This is a genomic window from Neoroseomonas rubea (assembly GCF_016106015.1).
Taxonomy (GTDB): Bacteria; Pseudomonadota; Alphaproteobacteria; order Acetobacterales; family Acetobacteraceae; genus Neoroseomonas; species Neoroseomonas rubea.
Genome location: NZ_JACADQ010000429.1, coordinates 1 through 2,960, shown reverse-complemented (window position 1 = coordinate 2,960; position 2,960 = coordinate 1). Strand labels below are relative to the sequence as shown.

Genomic DNA, 2,960 nt, shown 5'->3' with positions numbered 1-2,960 from the left:
CGGCTGGGCGCCGCGTGGTGGTGATCGAGGCCGCGGAGGACGCGGCCGAGGCGGCGCGGCGGGACGGCGCGCGCGTCGTCGCCGGCAACGCCGCCGACCCGGAGGTGCTGGCCGAGGCGGACCTCGCCACCGCGCGCCGAATCTTCGTCGCGATCCCCGAGCCCTTCGAGGCCGGCCAGGTGGTCGAGCAGGCGCGCGCCGCGCGACCGGAGCTCGAGATCCTCGCCCGCGCCGGGTCGGAGGAGGCGATGGAGCATCTCAAGGGACTCGGCGCGACGCTGACGGTGATGGGGGAGAGGGAGATCGCCCACCGTATGCTGGAACGCGCCCTCGGCCGCGTTGCGCAGCGCGCCGCTGCCTGACGCCCGGCGAGCCGGTCAGGGCGCGAAGATATAGAAGATGTAGGCCGCGAGCAGCACCAGGTGGACGATGCCGGACAGCACGTTGGTCCGGCCCGTGCCGTAGGTGATGATCGCGACGAGGAAGCCGAGGCCCATCAGCACCGTCGCGCCGGGAGAGATGCCGAGTTGCAGCGGCTGGCCGATCCACCAGGCGACGACGGCCACGGTCGGCACCGTGAGTCCGATGCAGGCGACGGCGCTGCCGAGCGCGAGGTTGAGGCTCGATTGCAGCCGGTTCGCCGCGGCCGCGCGCACGGCCGCGGTCGTCTCCGGCAGCAGCACGACGGCGGCGACGATGACGCCGGCGATCGCGATCGGCGCGCCCGCCGCGCCAACCCCTTCCAGCAGCGCGGGCGAAAGCGACTTGGCCAGCACCACGACGGAAAAGAGAGAGACGCACATCAGCCCGAAGGAGGCGAGTGCCATCCGCCCGCTCGGCGGCGCCACCTCGGCCACGTCGTCCCGGCCGGCGAGGAAGTAGTCCTTGTGCCAGTTGGTCTGGATGAACAGGAAAGCGCCGTATAGCGCGAGGCAGGCGATGGAGACGAAGGTCAGCTGGAGCGGCGTGTAGTAGGGCCCCGGCGCCGAGACGACGAAGTTCGGCACCACCAGCACGAGCGTCGCCATGGGGATCAGCACCGCGAGGAAGGCGTTGGCGCCTTCGACCCTGAATTCGCTCTCCCTGTGCCGGATCGCGCCCACGACGATGCAGAGGCCCGCGAGGCCGTGCACCACCAGCATCACGACGGCATGGACCGAATCCCGCATCAGCGCCGGATTGGGTTCCCCCGTCAGCATGAGGGCGATGATCATGCCGACCTCGATGGTCGTGACCGCGAGTGCCAGGATGATGGCGCCGAAGGGTTCGCCGACCTTGATCGCCACCACCTCGGCGTGATGGACGGCGGCGATCACGTTGCCGAGGAGCGCCGCGACGAGAAGCAGGGCGAGCGGCTCGAGCCCGGCCTTGCCGATGACGAGCCACGCCGCGACGCCGATCACGGGCAGGGCGATGGTGTAGAGCGGGATGCGATCCGTCGGGGCGCCGGCCATGTCCATCGCGTAGTGGAACCAGGCCGGCGCCGCAACCGCATCGGCGCGTCAGCCGGCCCGCCCGACTTCGCGCCGGCGCGGCTGCGGGCGTTCGCGCATCAGCCCGCGGCCTTCCATCCAGGCGTCGATGCGCCGCGCCACGTCGTCGCTGTTGGTGTCCATCATGATCATGTGGCTGTTGCCGCGAACGCCTTCCGCCGGCATGTCGAGCACGTCCGCCGTGCCGCCCGCGTCGCGGATCTGGCCCTGCCAGCGGTCGATGTTGCGGCGGACATTCTGCCAGAAGGGCGTGGCGTCCAGGTGGTCGCCCCAGACGATCAGGTGCGGGATGTTGCGCACGCGCGCCGCATCGGCCGTCGCGGGCGGCGCGCCGGACGGTTCCACCGCGATGACCGCGCGCACCTTGTCCGGGGCGTTCAGCGCCGCGGTGAAGCCGAAATTGCCGCCCTGGCTGTGCACCAGCATCACGCAGGGGCAGATGCGCTGCACCAGCGCGTCGTAGGCCGCCTGGATCTGCCGGTCGGTCGTGGTCCAGCGCGGCACGCCCTGCATCATGAACTGGTTCCAGGCCGCGACGGGAAAGCGCGTGTCGGGGAAGGCGCGGCGCTGCGTCGCATCGAGGTTCCAGCCCTCCTGCGGGCCGATGCGGAACAGGCCCCACCCTTCGCCCATGGTGCGGAAGATCGGCTCGCCCGCCAGGATCTCGGGGAAGCGCGCCCAGCCGGACCGGCCGCGTTCCATCGCATCGGTTACGACCACGTCGTGCCCGGCGCGCAGGAAGAACATCTGCCAGCCGGGGCGGCCATCGGGCGTCGTCTCATAGGTCACGCCGGTCAGCCCGCCACCATGGGCGAGGATGATCGGGAAGCGCGCGCGCGGGTTCTGCAGCCGCACCACCTGCGCGTACATCTGCTCGACCTGGAAATGGCCGTTGGGGTTGATGCGCATGGGCGGCGCGCCGGCGCTGAACACGATCTCCCGCTCCGGCAGGCCAGAGAGTTCCGCGATCCGCCCGCCGACATGGAAGGAGGAGATCTCCCGGATGCGCAGCGGCGGTGCCTCCGCCCGCGGACCGCGCCCTTCCATGTGGCGCCCGGGCCCCGGGCCGGGTCCGGGGCCCGGCTGGGCCATGGCCGTGGGTGCGAGCAGCGCGGCGCCGAGCGCCGCCAGTGCGATCCGCTTCATCGTTTCTCTCCCATCCCATCGCATCGGCGCCGGCCCCGAGTTGCGAGCCTGTCGCGCCGGCCGCGATGCGCTAGCCTCGACTCCATGGAGACGACGACGCAAGCCCCGCCGGCCGAGGCCGTGAACCGCGACGGCCTCTGGCCCATGCCGCCCGGCCCGCCGCATGAGGAACGCCACTTCACCCAGGTCGAGACGGTCCGCGACCTAATCGCTGGCGCGGCGGAGGGCCCCGTGCTGCCCTTCGCGGTCGCCACCGCGCTGGCCGGCAGCGCCGCCGGGCGGCCCGCCATCCTGCTCGCGGGCCTGGCCGCGCTGGTCGCC

The 2,960-nt window shown here is 72.1% G+C and carries 3 protein-coding genes and 1 pseudogene; 2 read left to right on the top strand and 2 right to left on the bottom strand.

Translation table 11 applies throughout. The features are described 5' to 3' along the window. Window positions 1-362, top strand: a 362-nt coding sequence (locus tag HW577_RS23140; RefSeq protein ID WP_198378466.1) for an NAD-binding protein, incomplete at its 5' end; no start/stop codon positions are given. Between the two features lie 15 nt (window positions 363-377). Here HW577_RS23140 and HW577_RS23135 read toward each other — a convergent pair. Together HW577_RS23135 and HW577_RS23130 are read right to left on the bottom strand one after the other, a co-directional pair. Further along, window positions 378-1,454 (bottom strand): calcium:cation antiporter, encoded by a 1,077-nt coding sequence (locus HW577_RS23135; RefSeq protein ID WP_198378465.1) that lies wholly within the window; start codon window positions 1,452-1,454, stop codon window positions 378-380. 48 nt (window positions 1,455-1,502) lie between these two features. Next, the gene (locus HW577_RS23130; RefSeq protein WP_198378464.1) at window positions 1,503-2,639 is read right to left on the bottom strand and encodes an alpha/beta hydrolase; all 1,137 of its coding nucleotides are present in this window, start codon (window positions 2,637-2,639) and stop codon (window positions 1,503-1,505) included. An 84-nt stretch (window positions 2,640-2,723) separates the two neighbouring features. Between HW577_RS23130 and HW577_RS23125 the strand changes: the two are divergent. Then, window positions 2,724-2,960 (top strand): annotated as a pseudogene (locus HW577_RS23125) (hypothetical protein); the annotation flags it as partial.

What these genes read in the sequence shown, in the direction of transcription:
- HW577_RS23135 (WP_198378465.1), bottom strand. Translation starts at nt 1,454, where the DNA reads ATGGCCGGCGCCCCGACGGATCGCATCCCGCTCTACACCATCGCCCTG.
- HW577_RS23130 (WP_198378464.1), bottom strand. Translation starts at nt 2,639, where the DNA reads ATGAAGCGGATCGCACTGGCGGCGCTCGGCGCCGCGCTGCTCGCACCC.